Genomic DNA, 24,979 nt, shown 5'->3' with positions numbered 1-24,979 from the left:
AATGACTGTAGATTTACTACTTGGATTACAATGGGGAGATGAAGGAAAAGGAAAAATCGTTGACGTTCTTACCTCAAAATATGATATAATTGCACGTTTTCAAGGCGGACCAAATGCGGGACATACTTTAGAATTCGACGGAATCAAACACGTTTTAAGAACGATTCCTTCTGGAATTTTCCACAAAAACGCAATTAATATCATTGGAAATGGAGTGGTAATCGACCCAGTAGTTTTCCAAAAAGAAATTGAAGGTTTAGCAAAATTCAATATGGATGTTGCTTCTAAGTTATTCATTTCTAGAAAAGCACATTTAATTTTACCAACGCATCGTTTACTAGATGCTGCTTCTGAAGCATCAAAAGGAAAAGCTAAAATCGGTTCTACATTAAAAGGAATTGGTCCAACTTACATGGACAAAACAGGTAGAAATGGCTTAAGAGTTGGTGATTTAGAATTAGAAGATTTCGAAACTCGTTACCGTTCATTAGCTGATAAACATGAAGCTATGATTAAATTCTACGATGTAGAATTACAATACAACTTAAAAGAAATGGAAGATGAGTTTTTTGCTGCAGTAAAAGACTTGAAAAAATTAACTTTCATTGATAGTGAAGAATACCTAAACAAAGCCTTAAAAGAAGGAAAATCAATTTTAGCTGAAGGAGCTCAAGGTTCTTTATTAGATGTTGATTTCGGAACATATCCATTTGTAACTTCTTCTAATACAACAGCTGCTGGTGCTTGTACTGGTTTAGGAATTGCTCCAAACAAAGTAAAAGACGTTTTCGGAATTTTCAAAGCTTACACAACTCGTGTTGGTAGCGGACCTTTCCCAACAGAAGATTTTGAAGAAGCTGGACAAACAATGGCTAAAGTAGGAAACGAATTTGGTTCAGTTACAGGACGTGCGCGTCGTTGTGGTTGGTTAGATTTAGTAGCTTTAAAATATGCTGTTCAAGTAAATGGTGTAACACAGTTATACATGATGAAAGGTGATGTTCTTTCAGGATTTGATACACTTCAAGTTTGTACAGGCTACAACTATAAAGGAACAGAAATTCAACACTTACCATACAACATCGAACCAGAAAATGTTACTCCAATTTTAACTGAAATGAAAGGTTGGAAAGCAGATTTAACAGGTATGACAACGTATGATGAATTACCTCAAGAATTAAAAGAATACATCGAATTTATTGAGAAAGAAGTTGAAGTTCCAATTAAAGTAATCTCAGTTGGTCCAGACAGAAAACAAACAATAACAAAATAATTACTTAAAAACGCTTTCTTTTGAAAGCGTTTTTTTTATGTTGAATGATAAAAAAATCTTAATTATCAAATGCTTTTCGAGTTTTTACTTAAATTTGGCTCAAAATAAATTCGACTTGAAAAACACATTTTTTTATATCGCCTTTTTATTGCTAACAGTAACTTTTTCGTTAGCACAAGAAAAGAAAAAAATCATCATTGAAAATTCTGATTTCGTAGACATGAATCAGACCGAAATTCCAGGAGCAATTGTTTTTACTGGTAATGTTCGTATTATACACAATGGTGTAAAAATGTTTTGTAATAAAGCGTATCATTTTAAAGATGAAAATTACGTAAAAGCATTTGGGAATGTTCAAATGAATCAAGGTGACACCATCACTATGAACAGTCGTTATGCGGAATATAATGGTGATAAAGAATTTGCTTTTGCAACAGGCGATGTTGTTTTACGTTCGCCTGAATCAACTTTAACAACAGATACTGTTTATTTCGATAAGAAAAACCAACAAGCTTTTTACAATTCTTATGGTACAATTCGCAATAAAGAAAACACCTTAACTAGTAAATCTGGACGTTATTATGTGGATCAAAAAAAATACAAGTTTACTACTGCTGTAACTGTTACCAATCCAGAAAGCACTATCAAAACCAATAACTTAGATTTTTACGAAAATTCGGGTCACGCCTATGTTTTTGGACCATCAACTATTCACAACAAAGGCAACGTAATTTACACTGAAAATGGTTTTTATGACACTAAAAACAACATTAGTAAACTATCCAAAAATTCCAAAATAACACTCGATAATAAAATTATCGAAGGTGATGATTTGTATTATGACCGAAATAAGAATTATTCAAGAGGAATTAATAACGTAAAAATTACCGATACCGTTAACAAAGTTATTGCTACTGGTCATTATGCGGAATTGTACCGAAATGCGGAAACCAAAAAAGACTCAATGATTTTAACCAAACGAGCTTTAGTAAAAACTTTGGTAGAAAAAGACACTATGTACATGCATGGTAAAAAAATCATTGTTTCGGGTCCGCAAGAAGATCGTGTTATTCGTGCATTTAATAATGTGCGTTTTTACAAAACTGACATGAGCGGAAAATGCGATTCACTTTGGTCAAATAACAAATCGGAATTAACAAAACTAATTGGTAGGCCAATACTTTGGAACAACGACAACCAAATGACAGGCGATGTAATGCATTTAATTGGCAACAACAAAACAGAGCAATTGGACTCGCTAAAAGTACTCAACAATGCTTTTATTATTCAAAAAGACAGTCTTAGTAAAAACGGTTACAACCAAATAAAAGGACAAAATTTATATGGTAAGTTTCAAGACAACAAACTTAGAGAAGTTGATGTCGTAAAAAATGCCGAAGTAATTTATTACATGTACAACGATGCCAATGAATTTATCGGAATAAACAAAACCGTTTGTAGTAAAATAAACTTAGAGTTAGAAGAAAACAAAATCAATTCTATAACCTTCTTTACCAAAACGGATAGTCATATTTATCCCGAAAGTGAATTCCCCGAAAATGCAAGGAAACTGAGAGGATTTAATTGGCGTGGCGATGAACGAATTTTAACCAAAGACGATATTTTCCCAGCTGAAGAAAACGAATTAGACGACAAAATTCAGATTGAAGCTAAGAAAAAAGCTATTGAAGCTGAGAAACCGATGGAAATTCTTCCAGAAACTTTAGAATACGATTCTAAAAACAAACCAGAAGAAAAGAAATTGGATAATAAACCGGAAGTAAAAAAGAAAGCTATAAAAAAGCAATAAGCCGTAACTTTATGCATAAATTAGATAGCAACTTCTAGAATACAAGCTTTTTGCCAACAGCTTAAAGCCTAAAGCATACCAAAATGATTGAAGATTTTTTTAAATACCAAGCACAAACCTCACCTCACCCATTAGCCATGGAAATTTCTTATGCTAAGGGTTCTTATATTTATGATACAGATGGCAATCCGTATTTAGATATGGTGGCTGGCGTTTCAGCTTGTACATTGGGTCACCAACCACAACGTGTAAATGATGCCATAAAAAAACAATTGGACACCTATTCTCACGTAATGGTGTATGGTGAATATGCCCAACACCCAGCAACAGAATTGTGTAAATTGTTAGCTAAACACCTTCCCTATCCATTAACAAAAACCTATTTAGTTAATTCAGGTACAGAAGCCATTGAAGGCGCTTTAAAATTAGCTAGAAGAGTTACTGGAAGAAGTCAGCTAATTTCATGTCATAATGCGTATCATGGGAATACTATGGGAAGCATGAGCGTTATGGGATTTGAAGAACGCAAACAAATCTTCCGTCCTTTAATTCCAGATGTGGATTTTATCACGTTTAATAACGAAGCTGATTTAGAAAAAATAACTACTAAAACTGCTGGTATACTCTTAGAAACGATTCAAGGTGGTGCAGGATTCATTGAACCAAAAAACGATTTTCTTAAAAAAGTACGCCAACGTTGTGATGAAGTAGGTGCTATCATGATATTAGACGAAATTCAACCTGGATTTGGTCGCACTGGAAAACTATTTGGATTCCAAAACTACGATGTTATTCCAGATGTAGTCGTTATGGGAAAAGGAATGGGAGGCGGAATGCCTGTTGGCGCTTTTACTGCATCAGAGAAAATGATGGATTTATTAAGCCACGATCCTAAACTAGGTCATATTACCACTTTTGGCGGACATCCTGTCATAGCGGCAGCTAGTTTAGCAACCCTACAAGAAGTTACTGAAACCAACTTAATGAACGAAGCTTTAGAAAAAGAACAATTATTCAAAAGTCTGTTAGTTCATCCATTAATAAAAGAAATTCGCGGTCGAGGCCTTATGCTTGCTGCGATGACAGATTCTCCTGAAATAACAAATGAAGTAATTCTTCGCTGTCATAAACGAGGCGTTATTCTGTTTTGGTTATTATTTGAAGGATGCGCAGTTCGTATTACGCCACCTCTAACCATTAGTAATGAAGAAATTACAAAAGGATGTGGCATTATTATTGAGGTATTAAATGAGATAGAAAGAGAAATGAAGTAGGAAGTTAGGAGATGAAAGTAAATTTTTTTCTATAATTAATTTTTGAATTGAACTTGCAGTTGATTTTCACCATTGCAACTGATTTTAAAAATTGTTAATTAAATTGTTTAAAACAATTCAAACCCCAAACTACTACCCCAATATTATTCCTTAATTTTAATAAGGATTAAATCATAAAACTGAGCGCTATGAATTTGAGTCACGAAGAAGAAGAAAACAGCTTGTCCTTATCTAAATTTGAATCGATGTTAAAAACCAACAAAGTTTTTTTCTTTGATTCCGAAGAGTTTGAAGATATTATTCTTCATTATATGGATACCGGCCGATTAAATTTGGCCAAAAAAGCGCTAAAATTAGGTTTAGAACAACATCCTAGATCTACTGGATTAAAACTGGTTCAAGTAGAAATGTTGGTTTATGAAGACAAACTCGATATTGCTGAAAAGTTACTAAACGAGTTGTACGCTATTGAGCCAACGAACGAAGAAATCTATATACAAAAAGCCAACATACATTCTAAAAGAGACGAACACGAAAAGGCGATTTCTTTCCTTAAAATAGCATTGAAATATACTGATGATTATGCTGATGTATATTCGATGATAGGAATGGAATATCTTTTCATGGACAATTTAGAATTGGCAAAAGAGAACTTCATCAAATGTTTAGATGAAGATACCGAAGATTATTCAGCACTTTACAACGTAGTTTACTGTTTTGATTTCTTAGATCAAAACGAAGAAGCTATTGTTTATTTAAACCGATTCATCGATAGAAACCCATATAGCGAAGTAGCTTGGCATCAACTTGGAAGACAGTATTATGCTTTAAAAAACTATGAAAAAGCGGTTTGGGCATTTGATTATGCTACTCTTATAGACGAAACTTTCTTAGGTGCGTATATGGAAAAAGCAAAATCGTATGAAAAATTAAAACAATATCAAGAGGCTATCGATTGTTATAACGTTACATTAGAATTAGATGATCCTTCTTCTTTTGTATTACTTCGTGTAGCAAAATGTTACGAACGTTTAGGTAACACCGAATTTGCTTTAAATTACTATTTAAAAACAGTTCACGAAGATCCGTTATTAGACAAAGGTTGGATTGCTATTACTGATTTTTATATTCGTCAAAAAAACTTCCAAAAAGCCTTGTATTATGTAAACAAAGCTATTGGAATTGACGGAGACAACTCATTATATTGGAAACGTTTTGCTGCTGTAAATAGCGCGTTGCATTTCTTTGAAGAAGCTGAATATGGTTATAGAAAAGCATTCGAATGTGGTGATATCAATTTAGATACTTTCACACTTTGGACAGATGTTTTACAATATTTAGGCGAATTTGACACAGCTATCGAAATTCTTTTAGAAGCAAGAAATGTGTTGCCAGATGAATACGAAATGGAATACCGTTTAGCAGGATTGTATTTCTTAACAGACGATGTTACGAAAGGAAACCTTCATTTGATGAACGCTATGAAATTAGACAGTAAACATTTGAACTTATTTCAGGAATTGTTCCCTGTAGTTTGGGAAAGAACCGAAGTTCAAAATACAATTGCAAAATTTAAAAAATAAAATATAAAACCATTTAAATACATTCCAAAGTAGCAATGCTTTGGAATTTTTATTGCCATGAGAAAACTATTTCCCGATTATTTGATTATTACGCTTAAAGGATTAGCTATGGGCGCTGCCGATGTAGTTCCAGGCGTTTCAGGAGGAACTATCGCTTTTATTTCTGGAATTTACCAAGAATTAATCGACAGTATTAACAACGTTAATCTTTCTGTTTTAAAAACACTAAAAAAGGATGGTTTAAAAGCAGCTTGGCAACAAGTAAACGGAAGTTTTTTATTAGCACTTGTTCTTGGAATTGGAATCAGCGTGCTTACTTTTTCGAAGGTAATTACACATTTATTGGAAACCCAACCTATATTAGTTTGGTCGTTTTTCTTTGGATTAATCATTGCTAGTATTACTTTAATTTGGAAAGAAATCACGAGTTGGAAATTAGTTGAAATTCTATTTTTATTAATAGGAATTACGATTTCTTACTACATCACCATTGCGCGACCTGTAAGTTCTCCTGATAGTTATTGGTATTTATTCTTATCTGGTTTTATTGCCATAATTGCCATGATTTTACCAGGAATTTCAGGTGCTTTCATTTTACTTTTAATGGGTTCATACGAAACTGTAATTGGCACAATCAACACTTTTAGAGAAGGTTTAACTACTGCTAATTCAGAAATTCTAATTGCAGCTTTATTAAAATTAGGCGTTTTTGCTGTAGGTGCTATTTTAGGATTAAAATCGTTTTCAAAAATTTTACATTGGATGTTTGCCAACCATAAAAACACAACGCTTACTTTATTAGTTGGCTTTATGATTGGTTCTTTAAATAAAGTTTGGCCTTGGAAACAAGTTTTAGAAACACGCATCAACAGTCATGGTGAAGTAGTCCCATATATCGACAAAAGTATTTTACCACAACATTTTGACGGACAACCACAAATTGCAATGGCTTTAACTTTAGCAGTCGCTGGCTTTCTTTTGATTTTTGGAATGGAAAAAATAGCCGCAAAATTGGGTAAAAAATAAAATAACACTGTAATAACATAAAAAAAAGGAAAGAGTTCTTATATTTGAAATTCTACATTTTAATCTTATAGTATGAAAAAGAAAACAAAAAAACAGTTGAAATTTGGGCTAATTGGCCGAAACATTAGCTATTCTTTTTCAAAAAAATATTTCAATGAAAAATTCGAAATAGGTCATTTTGATAATTGTGAATACAAGAATTACGACATTGAAAACATTAAAGATTTCCCTAAAGTAGTAACCGAAATTAAAGGATTACGAGGGTTAAATGTTACCATCCCGTATAAAGAAGAAATAATTCCGTACTTAGATAAATTATCCAAAACAGCTAAAAAAATTGGCGCGGTAAATTGTATTACTGTTTCTAAAAAGAAAAAACTAAAAGGTTACAACACCGATTACTACGGATTTAAAAAATCGATTAAACCGTTATTAAAAGATCATCACAAAAAAGCATTAATATTAGGAACTGGTGGCGCAAGTAAAGCCATTGCATATGCATTGCGTAGTCTTAAAGTGGAATACGATTTCGTTTCAAGAACTGCCGATGAGTTTCAATACAAATACGAAGAATTAGACAAAGTAATTTTTGATGAATACACAATCATCATCAATACAACTCCTGTTGGTACACATCCAAACATTACCGATTGCCCTAATTTAGATTACAGTTTGTTTACTAAAAAACACATTGCTTACGACTTAATTTACAATCCAGAAGAAACCACTTTTCTAAAGAAAGCCAAAGAACAAGGCGCTGTTACTAAAAACGGATACGAAATGTTGGTCATTCAAGCAGAAAAAGCTTGGAAAATTTGGAATGAGTAAAATTAAACCACAAGGAACAAAAGGAAGGCACTATGTGGACTATTTTTTTAACACATAGACACATTAGAAAAAACTATGCGTTAATTTTAGGCGTTACACTTGGCATAAACAACATAGAACTTAACCACAAAGAGCGCAAGGATGAAGTTTAGGGACGCAAAGGTTTCTAACACACAGTTTGTCATGCTGAGGAAACGAAGCATCAAATTTTATTGAAAAATAGTGTTCAGTCACAGTCGTCAGTTCGAGTGATTTCGGAGAAATTGTATCGAGAACTAACTATTCATAATTTGTTATACTGAACTTGTTTAACTTCGTTGAATCTTCGATTTCAGTATCTCTTTTTTAAACACATAGTCACAAAAGATATTTTTAACGCTGATTTTAGGCGTTTTACTTTACACAGTAAACATATAGACCTTAAATAAACTTATATACTTATACAAACCCAATTCCAAGAAAACCTTTAACAACAATCTAACCCCGATAGAAGCGACACCTTGTAAAGCGGATAGCGGGAAAATGGATAACAAAAAAGCCGAAAACATTCGTTTCAAAGAAAATAAAGCATAATTAATCGATTTTTTTTGAATTTTCGCAGTGCTTTAGTATCTTCACACAATATTAGTAACCTTAAGCATTTACACAATGTCAGAAGCAACACACGATAACCTGCATAACGCAGATGGACAAGACCAAATGGAACAATTAGATGGTGTTACCATTATTAGTCAATCGGTATTAGAGGAAATAGACAATTCTAATGCAGAAGAAAGCGAAGATGATTCGATAAGAGAAAAGCACGAAATTCCTGTTTTGGATTACGATGCTATGTCGATGGAAGCCTTAACCGATGAATTACAAAAATTAGTAGAAAACGAAAAAGTAATGGCCATTAAAGACCATGTAGAAGGCATTAAAAAAGCTTTTTCGGACAAATACCACCATTTTATAGACGAGAAAAAAGAGGAATTCTTAGCTCAAAACAACGAAGAAGGTTTGGACTTTGAATATCATTTCCCTTTAAAAAATAAATTCGATGGCATTTACAACGCTTACAAAGCAAGTAAAGCCAAACATTTTAAACAGTTACAAAACAATTTAGAACAAAACTTTGCTATTCGCGAAAACCTAATCGAAGAGCTGAAAAACTTAATCGATTCGGAAGACGCTTCTAGCATTAGTGACATGTTCAAAAAAGTAAACGATATTCGTGAGCGTTGGAAAAATGCTGGTGCTATTCCAAGAGATAAATACAACATCTTGTGGAATAACTACCACTTTCATATTGAGCGTTTCTACGACATTATGCATTTAGACAAAGAAGCGCGCGATTTAGATTTAAAACACAATTTAGAGCAAAAGCAAGCGATTATTGCTAAAGCAAAAGAATTGTTAGAAGAACAAGATGTAATGAAAGCATTCCGCGAATTGCAATTGTTACACCGCGTTTGGAAAGAAGAAATTGGTCCGGTTGATCGTGAACATAGAGAAGCTATTTGGAACGAGTTTAGCGAAATTACAAAGCAAATGCACGATAAACGAGAAGGTTTATATGCAGAAGCTAGAGCGAAAGAAGGCGACAACTTAGCGATTAAAAACGAAATCATTGCACAAATTGAAGCACTTGGAAACGAGAACATCGATTCGCACAGTGGATGGCAAGCACAAATTAAAAAAATGGAAGCGTTGCGCGAGGCTTTCTTTCATGCTGGTAAAGTTCCGGCTGAAGTTACAGAAGACACTTGGGCTCGATTCAAAAATGTGGTGCGCGCTTTTAATGCTAACAAAAATGTTTTCTACAAAGACATTAAGCACGAGCAACACGAAAATTTAACTAAAAAACAAGCTTTAGTAGACAAAGCAAAATCGTTAAAAGAAAGTACCGATTTTGCTGCCACTACTCCAATTATGAAAAAAATCCAAGACGATTGGAAAAAAATTGGACATGTACCTCGTAAATATTCCGACAGCATTTGGAAAGAATTCAAAGATGCTTGTAACGAATATTTCGACAGAATGCACGAAGCTAAAAACGCTGAAACTAGCGAAGAAGTTGAGGCATTCGAAAAGAAAAAAGTATTCTTAGAAGAGTTGAAATCATTCACTTTAACGGGTGAGCACAAAGCCGATTTAGATGCAATAAAAGCACACATTGCAACTTGGAAAACCTTTGGAAAAGTGCCTTTTAACAGAAGACACATCGAAGGAAAATTCAATAAAATTTTAGATGCCTTATTTGAAAAACTAAGTATGTCTAAAAAAGATACCGAAATGATGCGTTTTAACAACCGTTTAGAGCAATTATCTGAAGGTGACGACCGCAGAGCTTTAGAACAAGAACAATTCTTTATTAGAAAAAAAATTGACGAAGTTCAAAGCGAAATTTTCCAATTAGAAAACAACATTCAGTTTATTAGCAGTAGTTCTAAAGGCGAAAATCCTTTTATAAAAGAAGTACAAAAAAGTATCGAACGCCACAAAGAAGATTTGAATTTGTGGAAAGAAAAACTACAACAAATTAAGAATATGTAAGATGAAATCCCGAGTTTAGGCTCGGGATTATTTTTTAATAACCTTAGAAATACATCATTTAAGTTTGTAAGATTTTCGTTGTATTTATTTAAAAAGTTAATTATTTTTAGAAATTATATCAATTTTTATAAAAGTAGAAATAAAAAATCATGATTTTAAATATAAACAACAATTCAAAACATTCAGAAATTTCAATTACTGAAAATTTTCTTCAAAAAAACATTGTAAAAAACTTCAACATACTATTTCCTGAATATAGAATATTAAACACTGAATATAAATTACAAGGAGACGTAAGAAAGTTTGGAATTAGTGGAAGAATAGACATCTTTGCTTTAAATTTATCTGATTATAGATTAGCTGTTTTTGAATTAAAAAAAGACAACAATAAGAATGTCCTTTTTCAAGCTATTGATTACACAGACTTTATTTCCGAAAACTATAATCTAATAATTTTAAGTTCTGTTAATTTATCAATTGAAGAAAAAGATAAGCTTCTTAAATCTAAATTAAAGCCAGAAATCATTCTAATAGCTAAAAATTTCAGCCATCCAACAATTAGAAGAATAGAAAATGTTGAAAATAAAATAAGGCTAATAGAATATAAAGCGTTTGAAAATAATTTACTTTACTTTGAGACAATTTGCAATAAAAATGACAATAATAAAATAGTCTTTTATAAATCGGAAGAACATAAATTTGAAAATATCGATTCATCAAATGTTAATTTAATAATTAAAGAATCAATTAAAAATCTTGATGAATCATATTATCTTATTGATACTAATGTTTTAGTTATAAATCCAACAATTTTATATAATTCTTTCAAACAAATTTCTTCAAAATTCGACTTAATACATTTACCTCGGACTAAATTTATGAAACTAATACGAGAATCAGAATTCTATATTGAAGAACGAAATGCTATGCGTTTTAAAAGTTTTAATACGAGTGCAATACTAATCAAACTATAAAAATACACCTAACTAATGCGAGCGTCTAACTCGTGAACACAAAAAAGCATTAATAAAAATATCGTCCCTACAAGACTTCCTAATCGTTGCGTTTATTTTTTACCCATATTACGTTCCTACGGAGCTAGAAAAAATAAATAAAACTTTTGTAAAATGCCGTTAGGCATGAAATATGAGTAACTTAAAGTAATATAGCTGGTAAAAATCCCGTAGGGATGACATAAAAGAGATGCTTAACAGCATGACAAACTGAGTGTGATATGCGTTATGTGATGCTTCGTTACCTCAGCATGACAAACTGGTGGTAAAACTTTGCGTGCTTTGCGAAAAAACTTAGCGCCTTTGCGTTTAAAAAAAGAGATACTGAAACAAGTTCAGCATGACAAACTAAACGTTAAAACTGAATACTTCAACTGACCACTGAATACTACAACTTCTTCGCTTCTTCCCAAAAAACATCCATTTCCGCCAAAGTCATATCCATTAAAGGTTTGCCTAATTCGGTGGCTTTGCTTTCTAAATATTGGAAACGTTTGATGAATTTTTTATTAGTGCGTTCTAAAGCGTCTTCTGGGTTTACTTTTAAGAATCTTGCGTAATTTATCATGGAGAATAAAACGTCGCCAAATTCGGCTTCTATTTTATCTTGGTTGCCGGCTTTAACCTCAACTTGAAGTTCGTTTAGCTCTTCTTGTACTTTGTCCCACACTTGATGCGGTTCTTCCCAATCAAATCCAACACCTTTTACCTTATCTTGAATGCGACTTGCTTTTACTAACGCCGGTAAACTTTTTGGCACACCTTCTAACACCGATTTTTTGCCTTCTTTCAGTTTTAGTTTTTCCCAGTTTTGCTTTACTTCCTCTTCGTTTGCCACTACCACATCGCCATAAATATGCGGATGACGATCAATTAATTTATCACAAATCGAATTGGCAACATCGGCAATATCAAAATCATTGGTTTCGCTACCAATTTTGGCATAAAAAACAATGTGTAATAACAAATCGCCCAACTCTTTTTTGATTTCCTGCAAATCGTTATCTAAAATGGCGTCGCCTAATTCATAGGTTTCTTCAATCGTCAAATGACGTAGACTTTCGAGCGTTTGCTTTTTATCCCACGGACATTTTTCGCGCAAATCGTCCATAATATCCAGTAAACGATTAAAAGCTTCTAGTTGTTGTTGGCGTGTGTTCATGTTGAAGTTGAATTGTTTAAATGTTGAATTGCTTAACTGAGATGCTGAAATGAATTCAGCATGACAAAGTAGTTGTAAAAATAAAAAATCCCACGTGGAAAACGCAGGATTTTAAAGTATAATTTTCAACTACTTATTCAGCAGCTGGAGTTTCCTCTTCTTGTTTGATTTCTTTAGATAATGCTTCTACAGAAACAAAACCTTTAGGTTGTAATAAATTGTACCAGTTTAATATTTTTTTGATGTCAGAAGTATATACTCTGTCTTCGTCAAATTCTGGTAAAATTTCTCTAAAGTAAGCTTTTAATTTAGCATCATCTTCTTTGTGAGACATTGCTAAACCATCGTTTTCTTTTGTAGCAATAGATTTGAAAACTTCTGCTAAACGTACTTCTTCAGAATACGTGTAAACCGCAATTTCAGACAACAAACTTACGTTTGCTCTTAATCCTACCGTTATTTTTTTTCCGTCTAATAAAGATTCAGCAACAAATCCTGTACGCGTTTGAATTTTTAATTCGTATAAACCTGGTTTCCCAGAAATAGCTAATATTTTTTGAATGCTCATGTTTCTTACTTATTAAGGTTGGCAAATATATTATTTTAAAGTAAAAAGTGAAACGTAAAAAGTAAAAAGTTTAAAAAAAACTGAATACTAAAAACTGAACACTGAATACTGTAATTAACGTCCTTTTTTGTTTACATATTTCATTTTGTAATCAGGTCTTGCTTTTCCATCCATAATGTTTTGCAATTTTTTCCCGATTAACTTCTTTTTCAACATAGAAAGATGGTCTGTAAATAAGATTCCTTCAATATGATCGTATTCGTGTTGGATAACGCGAGCAATTAAACCGTCGTAAACTTCCGTCTTTTTATTGAAGTCTTCGTCCATGTACTCAATTGTAATGGTTTCATGACGAAATACATCTTCACGAACATCTGGAATACTCAAACAACCTTCATTAAATCCCCAAAGATCACCTTCTTCTTTCGTGATTTTTGCATTAATGAACGTTTTTTTAAAGTCTTTTAATAAAACCGCTTCTTCTTTAGAAACCTCATCGCTGTCAGCAAATGGTTCTGTATCGATAACAAACAAACGAATAGGCATTCCTACTTGAGGTGCTGCCAAACCAACACCGTGTGCATGATACATAGTATCGTACATATTAGCAATTGTTTCTTTAAGATTCGGATATTCTGGTGTAATGTCCTCTCCTACTTTACGTAAAACTGGTTCTCCGTATCCGTATATTGGTAAAATCATAATCTGTAATTTCTATTTTCTAACTTCTGAATTCTAAATTCCGAGTGCAAAAGTACTATTTTTTATAATGTAAATAATCTTGAAGCATAATTGTTGCGGCAATTTCGTCTACCAAAGCTTTATTTTGACGTTGTTTCTTTTTTAAACCGCTATCAATCATGGTTTGAAAAGCCATTTTTGAGGTAAAACGTTCATCAATTCGTTCAACAGGCATATTAGGAAAATTACTTTTAAATTTTTCAAGAAATTTATTAATGATTTCTGCACTTTGTGATGGTGTTCCATCCATTTGCTTAGGTTCACCCAAAATTACTTTCTCTACTTTTTCTTTACTAAAATAATCTTTTAAAAAAGAAATTGCCGTTTCAGATGCAACAGTAGTTAAGCCAAAAGCTATCATCTGCATTTCATCTGAAACCGCAATTCCTGTTCTTTTAATACCGTAATCTATTGCTAAAATTCGCATTTAATACTATTTTAAGCAAATATAAGGTCTTCTAAATAATAAAACTATTCTTCTAAATGTAAAACTTCCGTTGTCATCTTTTTTACCGACTCAAAAACTGCTTCGTTTTCATTTAATTTTATTCCGTATGAAGGAATTATCACTTTCATTTTTTCTTGCCATTCAGCCGACTTCATTTTCTCACAAAAACATCTTTCTAACAATTCAATCATAATAGAAACTGCAGTTGATGCGCCAGGAGAAGCTCCTAATAAAGCGGCTATTGAACAATCAGAAGCGCTTACAATTTCAGTTCCAAATTGTAATACTCCTTTTCCATCTTTGTCTTTCTTTATAATTTGAACACGTTTCCCTGCTTGTTCTAAAACCCAATCTTCCGATTTTGCATCAGGATAATACAGTTTTAAATCGGCCATTCTTTCTTCATGAGAATGCATTACTTGCTCAATTAAATATTTTGTAAGCGGAATATTATGAGCTCCTGCATACAACATAGGCCAAAGATTACTTGTTTTAATTGATTTTAATAAATCAAAATAAGAACCTTTCTTTAAGAATTTAGTTGTAAATCCGGCATAAGGTCCAAATAACAATTCTTCTTTGCTATTGATTTTACGAGTATCTAAATGCGGAACCGACATTGGCGGAGCACCAACAGCTGCTTTTCCGTAAACTTTTGCATGATGTTGTTTTATTACATCTTCATTTACACAACGTAACCATTGTCCTGAAACGGGGAAACCACCAAAACCTTTTCCTTCTAAAATTTTTGATTTTTCTAATAATGGTAATGAACCTCCACCTGCTCCAATAAAAACGAATTTGGTTCTTAATTTTCTTTTTTCACCTGTTACTAAATCTTTTACTTTTAGTAACCATCTACCGTCTTCTTCCTTTTTAAGTTTTTTAACTTCGTGATTAAAATACATTTCTACTCCATCTTGTACTTGAAGATATTGAAACATACTTCTTGTTAAATTACCAAAATTAACATCGGTACCTCTATGCATTAAAGTTGCCGCTACCTTTTCATTTTCGTCTCTGCCCTTCATTACAAGTGGCATCCAAGATGTAATTTCATCAGCTGAAGTTGAAAACTTCATTTCTTTGAAAAGTATATTTTTAGTTAAACCTTCGTAGCGTTTCTTTAAAAACTTCACATTATCTTCACCCCAAACAAAGCTTGAATGCGGTATTGTTTTAATAAAATTTTCTGGTGAAGTAATTAAATTTTGTTGAACTAAGTAAGCCCAAAATTGTCTTGAAACTTCAAATTGTTCTGCAATATGAATTGCTTTAGAGACATCTACTGAACCATCTGGTTTTTGAGGTGTATAATTTAGCTCACAAAACGAAGAGTGTCCTGTTCCAGCATTATTCCAAGCATCAGAACTTTCCGTAGAAGCTGTGTCTTGTTTTTCAAAAATTTCAATTGTTATATCAGGTTGTAACTGTTTAAGTAATGTTCCAAGTGTGGCGCTCATTATACCTGAGCCTACCAAAACAACGTCTGGATTAACGTTCATTTTAAATTGTATTTTTAAAATTTGAAAATGCAAAGATATTGCTATTTTAATAAAAATTATTTTTTAGTTTCAAGTTTTTGCTGAAAATTTATCAATCAAAACAGATGAAAACGATGTAGTTAATAAATAATATTCAATAAAGAATTATTTTTTTAGCTTAAAAATATGATTTTCTGCATTTAAAGCAGATTTAGGTTTTATATTTGTAAAAAATTACACAATGGAGAATTTAAAAAATATTATTGAACAAGCTTGGGAAAATAGAGCTTTATTACAGGAAGATGCGACACAAAATGCCATTAGAGAAGTAATAGAATTATTAGATAACGGAAAACTTAGAGTTGCTGAACCAGTTGAAAATGGATGGCAAGTAAATGAATGGGTTAAGAAAGCTGTTGTAATGTATTTCCCTATTCAAAAAATGGAAACTTGGGAATCTGGTATTTTTGAATATCACGACAAAATGTTATTAAAACGCAATTATGCTGAAAAAGGAATCCGTGTAGTTCCAAATGCAGTTGCAAGATATGGTGCTTATATTTCATCTGGAGTAATCATGATGCCTAGTTATGTTAACATTGGTGCTTATGTTGATGAAGGAACAATGGTTGATACATGGGCTACAGTAGGAAGTTGTGCACAAATTGGAAAACATGTTCATTTAAGTGGTGGTGTTGGAATTGGTGGTGTTTTAGAACCATTACAAGCTGCTCCTGTTATTATTGAAGATGGCGCATTCATCGGTTCAAGATGTATTGTAGTTGAAGGAGTTCATGTAGGAAAAGAAGCGGTTTTAGGTGCAAATGTATGTTTAACTGGATCTACTAAAATTATTGATGTAACAGGAGATGAACCTGTAGAATATAAAGGTGTTGTTCCTGCTCGTTCAGTAGTAATTCCTGGAAGTTACACTAAGAAATTCCCAGCTGGAGAATATCAAGTTCCTTGTGCAATCATAATTGGACAAAGAAAAGCTTCAACAGATTTAAAAACTTCTTTAAATGACGCTTTAAGAGAATACAACGTAGCTGTATAATAAAGAACTTAAAAATAACTATTACTTAATTCCAATTCAGAACAAAGTTTGTTATGAATTGGAATTTTTATTTTAATCAAAAGTAAAATAAAGGCAAATAAATTGTCAATTTTACATGAATAGTTAAATTTGCTAAAAATTAGCATTTATGACAAATTATTTAAGTAGCGTAAAATTATTCTTTAAACGTTTTCTAGTAGTTCTTTTTTTCTATCAAATTTGTCGTTTATTATTCTATTTTTTTAATAAAAATGCATTTGAAAATGTAGCCACTAAAAGTTTCTTTGGAGGAATTCTTTTTGATTTATCAGCAATAGCATTTATCAATTTAATTTTTGCACTATTTCACTTTATTCCAGGTAATTTTAAATACAAATCAGGCTATCAAAAAGTACTAAAAATATCTTTTTTCATTATTAACTTCGTATTCATTTTAACCAATTTTGTCGATTTTGAATACTACAAATTTACAGGTAGAAGAAGTACTTTTGGAATGATTACTGCAAGCGGAATGGAAAATGAAATTGGTGGTTTGATTTTTTCGTTTTTAATTGAATTTTGGTACCTACCACTTTTGGCAGTTGTTTTTGGTTTTTCCTTTTGGAAATTAATTCCAAGTTTTAAAATAAAAACAGAACAAAGTTCTAATTGGACATTAATTGCAAAACAATCTGTAGCTTTCTTAATTTTAATGGGATTCGTCTTATTATTAGGTCGTGGCGGATTTCAAAAAAAACCCATTAGCATTGTTAGTGCTGTAAATTATGGCTCAATCAATCAATCAGCAATTGTTTTAAACACACCATTTTGTATCTTAAAAACATTAGGTAAAAAAGAAACTTTAGAATCTCCAAAATATTATTCTGAAAGTGAACTGAACGCTATTTTTAATCCTATAACTGAATTTAAAACTTCAGAAAATGCAAACAAAAAAAATGTAGTAATCATTATTTTAGAAAGTTTTGGAAGAGAAAATATTCAACGAGGACAAACTCCATTCTTAGATGAATTAATTGAGAAATCATTGTTCTTTGAAAACGGATTTGCCAATGGAAAACTATCTATTGACGCTGTTCCTTCTACTCTTTCAAGCATTCCAAGTCTAATGAATAATTCTTTGATTACTTCTAGTTATTCTATAAATGAAGTTTACGGTTTACCAAAAATTTTAAAAGATAATGGATATCAAACCGCTTTTTTTCATGGCGCTTTTAACGGAAGCCAGAATTTTGATCAATATTGTAAAGTAGCTGGTTTTGATAATTATTTTGGTAAAAACGAATATGTTGGCCCAGAAGCTTTTGATGGTAGATGGGGAATATTTGATGAAGAATTTATGCAATATTTTTCAGAAAAAATGAGTGAATTTAAACAACCTTTTTTTACTTCAATTTTCACAATATCATCACACAATCCTTATATAATTCCAGAAAAATACAAAGGAAAATTTCCAAAAGGAACTACTAAAATTCAGGAAAGTATAGCATATTCAGATTTTGCATTAAAACGTTTTTTTGAAACAGCATCAAAAGAAGATTGGTACAAAAACACATTATTTGTTATAACTGCAGATCATACTTCTTCTGAACCAACAGAGAAAAAATTTAAAACTAATGTTGGGAAATTTAGAGTACCAATATTATTCTTCGACCCTTCAAATCCTTCAATGGTTGGAAAAAATCAAAAGAATTTACAACAAATAGATATTATGCCTTCGATAATTGATTATTTGAATATCGATAGCAAAATGATTACCTACGGAAAATCGTATCAATCTGAAAAAGATTTTGTGGTGTATTATTTAGATAACATTTATCATTATGTTTCGGGCGATTATTATCTTGCTTTTGACGGAAAAAAATCGTTAGGATTGTATAATTTCAAGAAAGATGAATTGTTAAAAACCAATTTAATCAAAACCGAAAAAGCAAAAGCAACCGAAATGGAAACGTTTATAAAAGCGTATATTCAATCGTTTAACGAGCGAATGATTGGAAATAAATTAACTTTGACAAAATAAAACAATTTGTAATGAATAGGATTTTGGTTATTCAACATAAAATGATTGGCGATGTTTTGATTAGTAGCATCATTTGCAACAATTTAAAAAAAGCATATCCAAATGCACAAATTGATTATTTAGTTAATGATAACACAGTTGATGTTTTAAAAGGAAATCCTAATATTGATTCATTAATCATCTTTGAAAAAAAACATCAAAATAGCACTTACGAACTTATAAAATTTGCTTTAGGACTAAGAAAAAACAAATACGATTTAGTTATTGATGCTTATTCTAAATTACAAAGTTGGATAATTGTATTGCTTTGTGGAGGTAAGAGAAAAATTTCATATAAAAAAATTGGCCGCACATTTTTATACGATGACAACATTCCATATGCCGAAAATCCTTCAACTAATTTAGGTTTAGCAATTGAAAGAAGACTTTCTTTGTTAACTCCTTTGAATTTGAATTTTGAACTTGATGGTCAACCCAAATTATTTCTGGATAAGTCTGAAAAAGATTTTGCCGATAAAATATTTGAAAATCACAAAGTAAATAAATCCAAAAAAACAGTAATGATAAGTTTATTAGGAAGCGAAAAACTCAAAACTTATCCACTACAATATATGACAGAAATTATAGATTTTATTTCTGATACGTATAACGTTAACATTCTATTTAATTATTTTCCGAAACAACTTGAAGAAGCTAAAATTGTTTTTAATACTTGTAAAAAAAGTACTCAACAAAAAATTTACTTTGACTTATTAGGTTCAAATTTAAGAGAATATATTGCTATTATGAATAATTGTGATCTAATTATTGGTAATGATGGAGGTGCTATAAATTTAGCAAAAGCACTTAACAAACCTTCTTTTATTATATTTTCGCCTTGGATAGAGAAAAAAATATGGGCTACTTTTGAAGATGGAAAAAAACATTTATCAATTCATTTGAATGATATTACCCCGAATTTAATTAATAGTAAAACTGAAAAAGAATTAAAAGAAAACGCTATACAGCTTTACGAAAAATTAGAACCAAGATTTGTAATTGAAAAAATTACTCCTTTTTTAGATTCGCATCTTTTATAATACCTGTTGAAATCCAAGTAATATTATTTTTAATGTTATACGCTCTTAATGCTAAATTCTTATTCCACTCTTCTTGATTGAAATAAGCACGTGCATGATCTAAATGCAAACAAACGGCACTGTATCTAATTTGCTTTGAAAGAATACCATAATTAAATAAACGTTCTCCTAATTCTCGGTCTAAACCACCGTATTGCATGATTTCATTAAAACCATTCACGGCCAACAAATCTCTTTTAAAGCAAGAAGTATTGTGACCATTGAAAGTTCGCTTTGTTGGGGTTAACCAATTCATGAAACTAGCAAAAATCGAGATTTTGGTAAGTTTTGATAATTTAAACGTTTTAGAAACACCATTTTTTATCAACCACGAAACTGAAAAACAGTCTTGCTTTTGGATATTTTCTAATGAAATTTTTCGAGACGTTTCCATTGGTAATTTAAAATAACCTCCAGACAGAAAATAACCTTCTTCTTGGTGTTTTAAATGTTGGACAACAAAATCTTTTCGTGGAATACAATCGCCATCAGTAAAAAGTAAGTAATCTGAATTTGCTTTTAAAATGGCTTTATTTAGGATTTTACATTTCTGAAAACCATTATCTTCTTGCCAAACATGAACAATTGGAAACTTAAATTGACTTTGAAAAGATTCGATTACTGCTTTTGTTTTTTCGGTAGAACCATCATCAGCAATAACAACTTCAAAATCTTGCTCGGTTTGGACACTGTATCCAGTAAGCACTTTTTGAAGCCATTCTTCAGAATTGTAAGTAGTGATGATTACAGATAATTTCATTCAAGGAATTAAAAAGTGAAAATACTACTTTTTCCAGAACTTCAATTTCTTTTTGATTCTTTTTTTTCGGTGGAATCGATATTGAAAATCTTCAGTAAATTTCCACATGGTTTCAAATACAGTTTTTTCATCTTCACCTAAAAGTTTAGCGTATTCATTACTCATTATCTTAACCATTTCTTTCTTAGGTGTTAATCGAGATAAATTTTTCATTCTTGTTTGAAAATCAATCTTATCATGAAATTTCATTCGATTTAAATCTACTAAATAAAATGAATAGTTCCCATTACCTTGATTTTTAATCAATGTATTTCCTGGAGAATGATCTAAAAATTCGATTCCTTTTTGATGCATTTCAAATGAAAAACACGTAAACTGTCTTAATATATTCTCTCCATCGGGATAATCCGTTTGAACTAAGTCTCTGTATGTCAAATCTACTTTTAAATGTTCACTTACATAATAACTTTCTTTTAAACCAATAATATCGAAACATTCATAATAGGCTATTGGCATTGGTGTTCCAATTCCTTTATTCATTAAAACATTTGCATATTCAAATGATCTTTTAGCTTTAGACTTTCTAAAAAAACGATAGATTATTTTGTTAATAAAGTTAGGCTTTTTGAAAGATTTAATTGCAACTTGAAAACTATTGCAATCAAATATCTTAATGCAATTTCTATCTCCATCAGATAAAATTTTACCAGATTCTTCAAAATTAATTATATGATCATGTAAAATATCATTTGAAATATTTTTATTTGAATTTATTTTGAAATTCATTAAACTAATTAATTAAATTCATTTTGTTACAACTGTTGCAAACTGAGGATATCTAATATCTAATTGTGTAAATAAAAAAGGAATATTATACAAAAGTGGCTTTATAGAACGACTTTTATTAATTCCTTCACTTAATTTTATTTTATAACCTGCTTCTTCATACATTCTAATAATACTTTTTTCAGTAAAAAAACGCAAATGCGTAAAATCCATCACTCCATAATCTTCATATTTCCAATCTTTCTTAATCAAAACATTCATAAATGTATTGTGATATCTAACATTAGGTATAGAGCTAATTATAACCCCATTTAATGATAACTTTTGCTTGATTTTTTTTAAAACAGTATATGGATCTATCAAATGTTCAAGAACATCATTAAAATAAATAACTTCAAAATAATTGTCTGGTAAATTATCAATATGCTCCTCAACAGGTCCGTCAAAAACTTTATCTAATACCAGTCTTGCTTTGTCTGCCTCCTCTTTCATTAATTCAATACCCCAAACTTCAGCCTTATTTTGCGTCTTAACAACTTCTGCAAAACAACCATTACCACAGCCAATATCTAAGACTTTTTTAGAATCTCTGGGCAAATACTTAAGCATTTCAAATCTTATATTATCGTAGTAACCTTTTGGTTTATTTGTATAATCCATTTTAATATATTTTGTTCAAATATATAAATAATGTGTGAATTAAACTTCTTCTAACAATAAAAAGCTATTTAAACTTTTCACAACAAACGATCATAATTATTTTTTATACCTAATTTATCTTTGTATTTCAAATCATTAAATCACCCTCAATTAATAATTTTATTTTAAAATCAAAAAATCAGATAATTAATTTTCTATTTTTGTAAAAAAATGTATTATGAAAGTTGCTTCAATAATTATAATTAACTTTAACACTTCAGAACTCACCATACAGGCCTTAAAATCTATAGAAAAACTAATAACGAATCCTGATTCATTTGAAATAATTCTAGTAGATAATGCAAGCAACATTAATGACTTTCATAATTTACAAGAAGTTTTGTCTAAACTAAATAAGATTTCTATTAAATTAATTAGAAGTAGAATAAATGTTGGTTTTGGAGCAGGCAACATGCTTGGAATTCAACAAGCTATTGGAAAATATTATGTTTTTATAAATAGTGATGTAATTCTTGAAGAAAATGCAATTGAGTTTTTAATAAAATTCTTAGAAAAAAACCCAAATGCTTCAATGGTAGGATGTCAAGCTTTAGATGAAAATTATAAAAAATTTAAAGGTTTCGATTACAATCTAAGTTTTTTTACAGAAATATTTAGCGATAAATTTTTACATTTCATAAACTCAAAAAAATATCCTAGAAGAATTTCAAACAGTAAAACTCCCATAAAAGTAGGAGCAGTTTCAGGTTCTCTATTTTGTGTAAATGCTAGTGATTTTAATCATGTAGGAGGATTTGACACAAATATCTTTCTTTATTACGAGGAAAAAGATTTGGCTTACAGAATACATAAATATATTAAAAAGGATATTTATTTCCTACCAAATGTTAATTATATCCACTTATGTGGAAAAAGCACAACTCCATCTCAAAAAATCAAAAATGAATTAAAAATATCTCAATTTTATACAATCAAAAAGAACTTAGGAACATTTCAATATTTTTTTTTCTTTTTATCTCAACTTTTAATTTTTCTAATAAAATCTCCTTTTAATAAAAAAAATAGAGCTTATTTAAGTCTTTTATTACACGGACCTTCAGTGGCAAATTCTCTTAAACATTCACAAAAAATAATTTAAAAATGAACATATTACATGTTTCCGCGGTAAAAAATTGGGGAGGTGGCGAAGGACACATCGAAAGTTTATGCTTAGAGTTAAACAAATCTTACCCCGAAATTAACTCCATAATTCTTTGTGTGAAAAATGGATTATTTCATAAAAAGCTCGAAAATTCAGAGTTAAAATTCCACACAGCTTCACTCAAAATAAATTTAGACATAAGATTTGCAATAAAAATTGGTCAACTTTGCAAAAGATACAAAATTGATATTATTCACATTCACGATCCTTCTGCCATAGCTCTAACAATTATAGCAGATAAACTATATAATTTACCTCCTTTTATTTTTAGTAAAAAAACTTCCTTTCCCATTAAGAAAAAAAAGCTAACCTTATATAAATACAATTATCCTAAAATAAAAAAAATCATCTGTGTCTCAAATGAAACAAAAAGAATAGCAGCTGAATCAATTATTAATAAAGAAAAATTAATGACAATTTATGACGGGACCAGTTTAGAAAATAAAAGTTCAAAAACACCTTTTTTAATTCGAAAAAAATACAAGCTTGATAGTTATACTAAAGTTATTGGTGTAATTGGAAATCATATTAGAGCTAAACACTATGAGACATTAATTCAAGTAGTTGATACCATTATAAATAAAAAAAACAGAAAAGATTTCTTTTTTATTCAAATTGGGAACTTTACTGACAGAACTGAAAACTTAGTCAAATCAATTGAAGAATTGAAATTGAATAATCATATTAAATTAACAGGTTTTTTATCAGAAGCATCAAACTTTATCCCTCAATTTGATGCTCTACTAATTACTTCCCAGAGTGAAGGATTACCTTTAGTGATTTACGAAAGTTTTTATCATAAAACACCTGTAATAAGTACAAATGTAGGTGGAATTTCGGAAATTATAGAAGATAACATAAACGGTCTTCTTGCACCAAAACACGATTATTTGACGTTGGCTGAAAAAATAATTTTTTTATTTGAAAACCCTGAACTAATTGAAAGTTTTACTCAAATATCATATAACAAATTAATAAATAACTACACAACATCAAAAATGACTGCAAATACAGTAAAAGCATATCAATCAATTTTATCAAATGGACATTAACACCGAAGTTCACAACGCATACGAAGTCATCAAAAACGGAGGCATCATTTTATATCCAACCGACACCGTTTGGGGAATTGGTTGCGATGCTACAAATGAAGAAGCCGTGAAAAAAATCTATGCTTTAAAACAACGCGAAGAAACCAAAAGCATGATTGTTTTAATGAATGGCGAACGCATGATGTACAATGTTTTCAAAGAAATTCCAGAAGTAGCTTGGCAAATTCTAGATTTATCAGAAAAACCAACAACTTTAATCTTAGACAATCCTCGTAATGTTGCTAAAAATATTGTAGCTGAAGACAATACCTTAGGGGTTAGAATCGTTACCGAACCTTTCTGTTTTAAGTTGATGGAACGCATGAAAAAACCTTTGGTTTCAACCTCAGCAAATATTTCGGGCGAACCTACACCAAAAACTTTCAAAGAAATTAGTCCCGAAATTATAAAAGGTGTCGACTATGTAGTAAATTTGCACCACGATAAAATTTGCAAAAATCCTTCTACGATTATTAAATTAGGTTTAGATAGCCAAGTAAAAGTGATTCGCAAATAAAAAAGCACCGCTGATTCGCAGATT

The 24,979-nt window shown here is 30.8% G+C and carries 22 protein-coding genes; 14 read left to right on the top strand and 8 right to left on the bottom strand.

Going from position 1 to position 24,979, the window contains the following annotated elements:
* Position 1: 1 nt before the first annotated feature.
* The 8 genes from LOS89_RS03525 (at position 2) to LOS89_RS03490 (ending at position 11,303) form a co-directional block, all read left to right on the top strand.
* Entirely contained in the window at positions 2 to 1,273 is a 1,272-nt protein-coding gene (locus tag LOS89_RS03525) for an adenylosuccinate synthase (RefSeq protein ID WP_231836432.1), read from the top strand.
* A 115-nt stretch (positions 1,274 to 1,388) separates the two neighbouring features.
* Positions 1,389 to 3,083 (top strand): OstA-like protein, encoded by a 1,695-nt coding sequence (locus tag LOS89_RS03520; RefSeq protein WP_255671051.1) that lies wholly within the window; start codon positions 1,389 to 1,391, stop codon positions 3,081 to 3,083.
* Positions 3,084 to 3,166: 83 nt separating this feature from the next.
* The gene (locus LOS89_RS03515) at positions 3,167 to 4,357 is read left to right on the top strand and encodes an aspartate aminotransferase family protein (RefSeq protein ID WP_231836430.1); all 1,191 of its coding nucleotides are present in this window, start codon (positions 3,167 to 3,169) and stop codon (positions 4,355 to 4,357) included.
* 188 nt (positions 4,358 to 4,545) lie between these two features.
* Positions 4,546 to 5,940: a tetratricopeptide repeat protein gene (locus LOS89_RS03510; RefSeq protein ID WP_231836429.1), complete on the top strand. Its 1,395-nt coding sequence runs from the start codon at positions 4,546 to 4,548 to the stop codon at positions 5,938 to 5,940.
* A gap of 57 nt (positions 5,941 to 5,997) precedes the next feature.
* A complete protein-coding gene (locus LOS89_RS03505) occupies positions 5,998 to 6,966 on the top strand; it encodes a DUF368 domain-containing protein (protein ID WP_231836428.1) in 969 nt (322 codons plus the stop codon).
* A gap of 72 nt (positions 6,967 to 7,038) precedes the next feature.
* The gene (locus tag LOS89_RS03500) at positions 7,039 to 7,794 is read left to right on the top strand and encodes a shikimate dehydrogenase family protein (protein ID WP_231836427.1); all 756 of its coding nucleotides are present in this window, start codon (positions 7,039 to 7,041) and stop codon (positions 7,792 to 7,794) included.
* A gap of 648 nt (positions 7,795 to 8,442) precedes the next feature.
* Positions 8,443 to 10,329, top strand: coding sequence for a DUF349 domain-containing protein (locus tag LOS89_RS03495; protein ID WP_231836426.1), 1,887 nt, complete (start codon positions 8,443 to 8,445; stop codon positions 10,327 to 10,329).
* 149 nt (positions 10,330 to 10,478) lie between these two features.
* Positions 10,479 to 11,303, top strand: coding sequence for a PDDEXK family nuclease (locus LOS89_RS03490; RefSeq protein WP_231836425.1), 825 nt, complete (start codon positions 10,479 to 10,481; stop codon positions 11,301 to 11,303).
* Positions 11,304 to 11,730: 427 nt separating this feature from the next.
* Here LOS89_RS03490 and mazG read toward each other — a convergent pair whose 3' ends face one another.
* The 5 genes from mazG to LOS89_RS03465 all read right to left on the bottom strand — a co-directional run bounded on the left by mazG (position 11,731) and on the right by LOS89_RS03465 (position 15,799).
* The gene (gene mazG / locus LOS89_RS03485) at positions 11,731 to 12,504 is read right to left on the bottom strand and encodes a nucleoside triphosphate pyrophosphohydrolase (protein WP_231836424.1); all 774 of its coding nucleotides are present in this window, start codon (positions 12,502 to 12,504) and stop codon (positions 11,731 to 11,733) included.
* Between the two features lie 133 nt (positions 12,505 to 12,637).
* The gene (locus tag LOS89_RS03480; RefSeq protein WP_231836423.1) at positions 12,638 to 13,072 is read right to left on the bottom strand and encodes a DUF5606 family protein; all 435 of its coding nucleotides are present in this window, start codon (positions 13,070 to 13,072) and stop codon (positions 12,638 to 12,640) included.
* A gap of 114 nt (positions 13,073 to 13,186) precedes the next feature.
* Positions 13,187 to 13,774: a peptide deformylase gene (gene def, locus LOS89_RS03475; RefSeq protein ID WP_231836422.1), complete on the bottom strand. Its 588-nt coding sequence runs from the start codon at positions 13,772 to 13,774 to the stop codon at positions 13,187 to 13,189.
* A 55-nt stretch (positions 13,775 to 13,829) separates the two neighbouring features.
* A complete protein-coding gene (gene ruvX / locus LOS89_RS03470) occupies positions 13,830 to 14,240 on the bottom strand; it encodes a Holliday junction resolvase RuvX (protein WP_231836421.1) in 411 nt (136 codons plus the stop codon).
* A gap of 44 nt (positions 14,241 to 14,284) precedes the next feature.
* Positions 14,285 to 15,799, bottom strand: coding sequence for a malate:quinone oxidoreductase (locus LOS89_RS03465; protein WP_374107728.1), 1,515 nt, complete (start codon positions 15,797 to 15,799; stop codon positions 14,285 to 14,287).
* A 187-nt stretch (positions 15,800 to 15,986) separates the two neighbouring features.
* On the opposite strand from LOS89_RS03465, the gene LOS89_RS03460 reads away from it, so the two are divergent.
* The 3 genes from LOS89_RS03460 (at position 15,987) to LOS89_RS03450 (ending at position 19,901) form a co-directional block, all read left to right on the top strand.
* Entirely contained in the window at positions 15,987 to 16,802 is an 816-nt protein-coding gene (locus tag LOS89_RS03460; RefSeq protein ID WP_231836419.1) for a 2,3,4,5-tetrahydropyridine-2,6-dicarboxylate N-succinyltransferase, read from the top strand.
* A gap of 148 nt (positions 16,803 to 16,950) precedes the next feature.
* Positions 16,951 to 18,822 (top strand): LTA synthase family protein, encoded by a 1,872-nt coding sequence (locus tag LOS89_RS03455; RefSeq protein ID WP_231836418.1) that lies wholly within the window; start codon positions 16,951 to 16,953, stop codon positions 18,820 to 18,822.
* An 11-nt stretch (positions 18,823 to 18,833) separates the two neighbouring features.
* Positions 18,834 to 19,901, top strand: a complete 1,068-nt coding sequence (locus LOS89_RS03450) for a glycosyltransferase family 9 protein (RefSeq protein WP_231836417.1) — start codon at positions 18,834 to 18,836, stop codon at positions 19,899 to 19,901.
* On the opposite strand, the gene LOS89_RS03445 is transcribed toward LOS89_RS03450, so the two are convergent.
* From LOS89_RS03445 to LOS89_RS03435, 3 genes are read right to left on the bottom strand one after another with little or no spacing between them, the layout of a single operon-like run.
* Positions 19,870 to 20,700: a glycosyltransferase family 2 protein gene (locus tag LOS89_RS03445; RefSeq protein WP_231836415.1), complete on the bottom strand. Its 831-nt coding sequence runs from the start codon at positions 20,698 to 20,700 to the stop codon at positions 19,870 to 19,872. The genes LOS89_RS03450 and LOS89_RS03445 overlap by 32 nt on opposite strands.
* A gap of 24 nt (positions 20,701 to 20,724) precedes the next feature.
* Complete coding sequence (locus tag LOS89_RS03440; RefSeq protein ID WP_231836413.1) at positions 20,725 to 21,486, bottom strand: lipopolysaccharide kinase InaA family protein; 762 nt, start codon at positions 21,484 to 21,486, stop codon at positions 20,725 to 20,727.
* Positions 21,487 to 21,504: 18 nt separating this feature from the next.
* Positions 21,505 to 22,146 carry a class I SAM-dependent methyltransferase gene (locus tag LOS89_RS03435; RefSeq protein WP_231836411.1) on the bottom strand — a complete coding sequence of 214 codons (642 nt, stop codon included), beginning with the start codon at positions 22,144 to 22,146 and terminating at the stop codon, positions 21,505 to 21,507.
* 217 nt (positions 22,147 to 22,363) lie between these two features.
* On the opposite strand from LOS89_RS03435, the gene LOS89_RS03430 reads away from it, so the two are divergent.
* Genes LOS89_RS03430 through LOS89_RS03420 form a run of 3 tightly spaced genes read left to right on the top strand, consistent with a single transcriptional unit; the run spans position 22,364 to position 24,955 of the window.
* On the top strand, positions 22,364 to 23,284 hold the full coding sequence (locus tag LOS89_RS03430) for a glycosyltransferase family 2 protein (RefSeq protein WP_231836409.1): 921 nt from the start codon (positions 22,364 to 22,366) through the stop codon (positions 23,282 to 23,284).
* A 2-nt stretch (positions 23,285 to 23,286) separates the two neighbouring features.
* Entirely contained in the window at positions 23,287 to 24,399 is a 1,113-nt protein-coding gene (locus tag LOS89_RS03425) for a glycosyltransferase family 4 protein (protein WP_231836407.1), read from the top strand.
* Positions 24,389 to 24,955, top strand: a complete 567-nt coding sequence (locus LOS89_RS03420) for an L-threonylcarbamoyladenylate synthase (protein ID WP_231836406.1) — start codon at positions 24,389 to 24,391, stop codon at positions 24,953 to 24,955. The genes LOS89_RS03425 and LOS89_RS03420 overlap by 11 nt, the downstream gene beginning before the upstream one ends.
* Positions 24,956 to 24,979: the final 24 nt, after the last annotated feature.

It is taken from the genome of Flavobacterium channae (assembly GCF_021172165.1).
Classification (GTDB): Bacteria; Bacteroidota; Bacteroidia; order Flavobacteriales; family Flavobacteriaceae; genus Flavobacterium; species Flavobacterium channae.
This window is presented reverse-complemented; position numbering and strand designations above follow the sequence as displayed.

Coding starts and splice junctions, on each gene's coding strand:
- LOS89_RS03525 (WP_231836432.1), top strand. CDS start 2: ATGACTGTAGATTTACTACTTGGATTACAATGGGGAGATGAAGGAAAA.
- LOS89_RS03515 (WP_231836430.1), top strand. CDS start 3,167: ATGATTGAAGATTTTTTTAAATACCAAGCACAAACCTCACCTCACCCA.
- LOS89_RS03510 (WP_231836429.1), top strand. CDS start 4,546: ATGAATTTGAGTCACGAAGAAGAAGAAAACAGCTTGTCCTTATCTAAA.
- LOS89_RS03505 (WP_231836428.1), top strand. CDS start 5,998: ATGAGAAAACTATTTCCCGATTATTTGATTATTACGCTTAAAGGATTA.
- LOS89_RS03500 (WP_231836427.1), top strand. CDS start 7,039: ATGAAAAAGAAAACAAAAAAACAGTTGAAATTTGGGCTAATTGGCCGA.
- LOS89_RS03495 (WP_231836426.1), top strand. CDS start 8,443: ATGTCAGAAGCAACACACGATAACCTGCATAACGCAGATGGACAAGAC.
- LOS89_RS03490 (WP_231836425.1), top strand. CDS start 10,479: ATGATTTTAAATATAAACAACAATTCAAAACATTCAGAAATTTCAATT.
- mazG (WP_231836424.1), bottom strand. CDS start 12,504: ATGAACACACGCCAACAACAACTAGAAGCTTTTAATCGTTTACTGGAT.
- LOS89_RS03480 (WP_231836423.1), bottom strand. CDS start 13,072: ATGAGCATTCAAAAAATATTAGCTATTTCTGGGAAACCAGGTTTATAC.
- def (WP_231836422.1), bottom strand. CDS start 13,774: ATGATTTTACCAATATACGGATACGGAGAACCAGTTTTACGTAAAGTA.
- ruvX (WP_231836421.1), bottom strand. CDS start 14,240: ATGCGAATTTTAGCAATAGATTACGGTATTAAAAGAACAGGAATTGCG.
- LOS89_RS03460 (WP_231836419.1), top strand. CDS start 15,987: ATGGAGAATTTAAAAAATATTATTGAACAAGCTTGGGAAAATAGAGCT.
- LOS89_RS03455 (WP_231836418.1), top strand. CDS start 16,951: ATGACAAATTATTTAAGTAGCGTAAAATTATTCTTTAAACGTTTTCTA.
- LOS89_RS03450 (WP_231836417.1), top strand. CDS start 18,834: ATGAATAGGATTTTGGTTATTCAACATAAAATGATTGGCGATGTTTTG.
- LOS89_RS03445 (WP_231836415.1), bottom strand. CDS start 20,700: ATGAAATTATCTGTAATCATCACTACTTACAATTCTGAAGAATGGCTT.
- LOS89_RS03440 (WP_231836413.1), bottom strand. CDS start 21,486: ATGAATTTCAAAATAAATTCAAATAAAAATATTTCAAATGATATTTTA.
- LOS89_RS03435 (WP_231836411.1), bottom strand. CDS start 22,146: ATGGATTATACAAATAAACCAAAAGGTTACTACGATAATATAAGATTT.
- LOS89_RS03430 (WP_231836409.1), top strand. CDS start 22,364: ATGAAAGTTGCTTCAATAATTATAATTAACTTTAACACTTCAGAACTC.
- LOS89_RS03425 (WP_231836407.1), top strand. CDS start 23,287: ATGAACATATTACATGTTTCCGCGGTAAAAAATTGGGGAGGTGGCGAA.
- LOS89_RS03420 (WP_231836406.1), top strand. CDS start 24,389: ATGGACATTAACACCGAAGTTCACAACGCATACGAAGTCATCAAAAAC.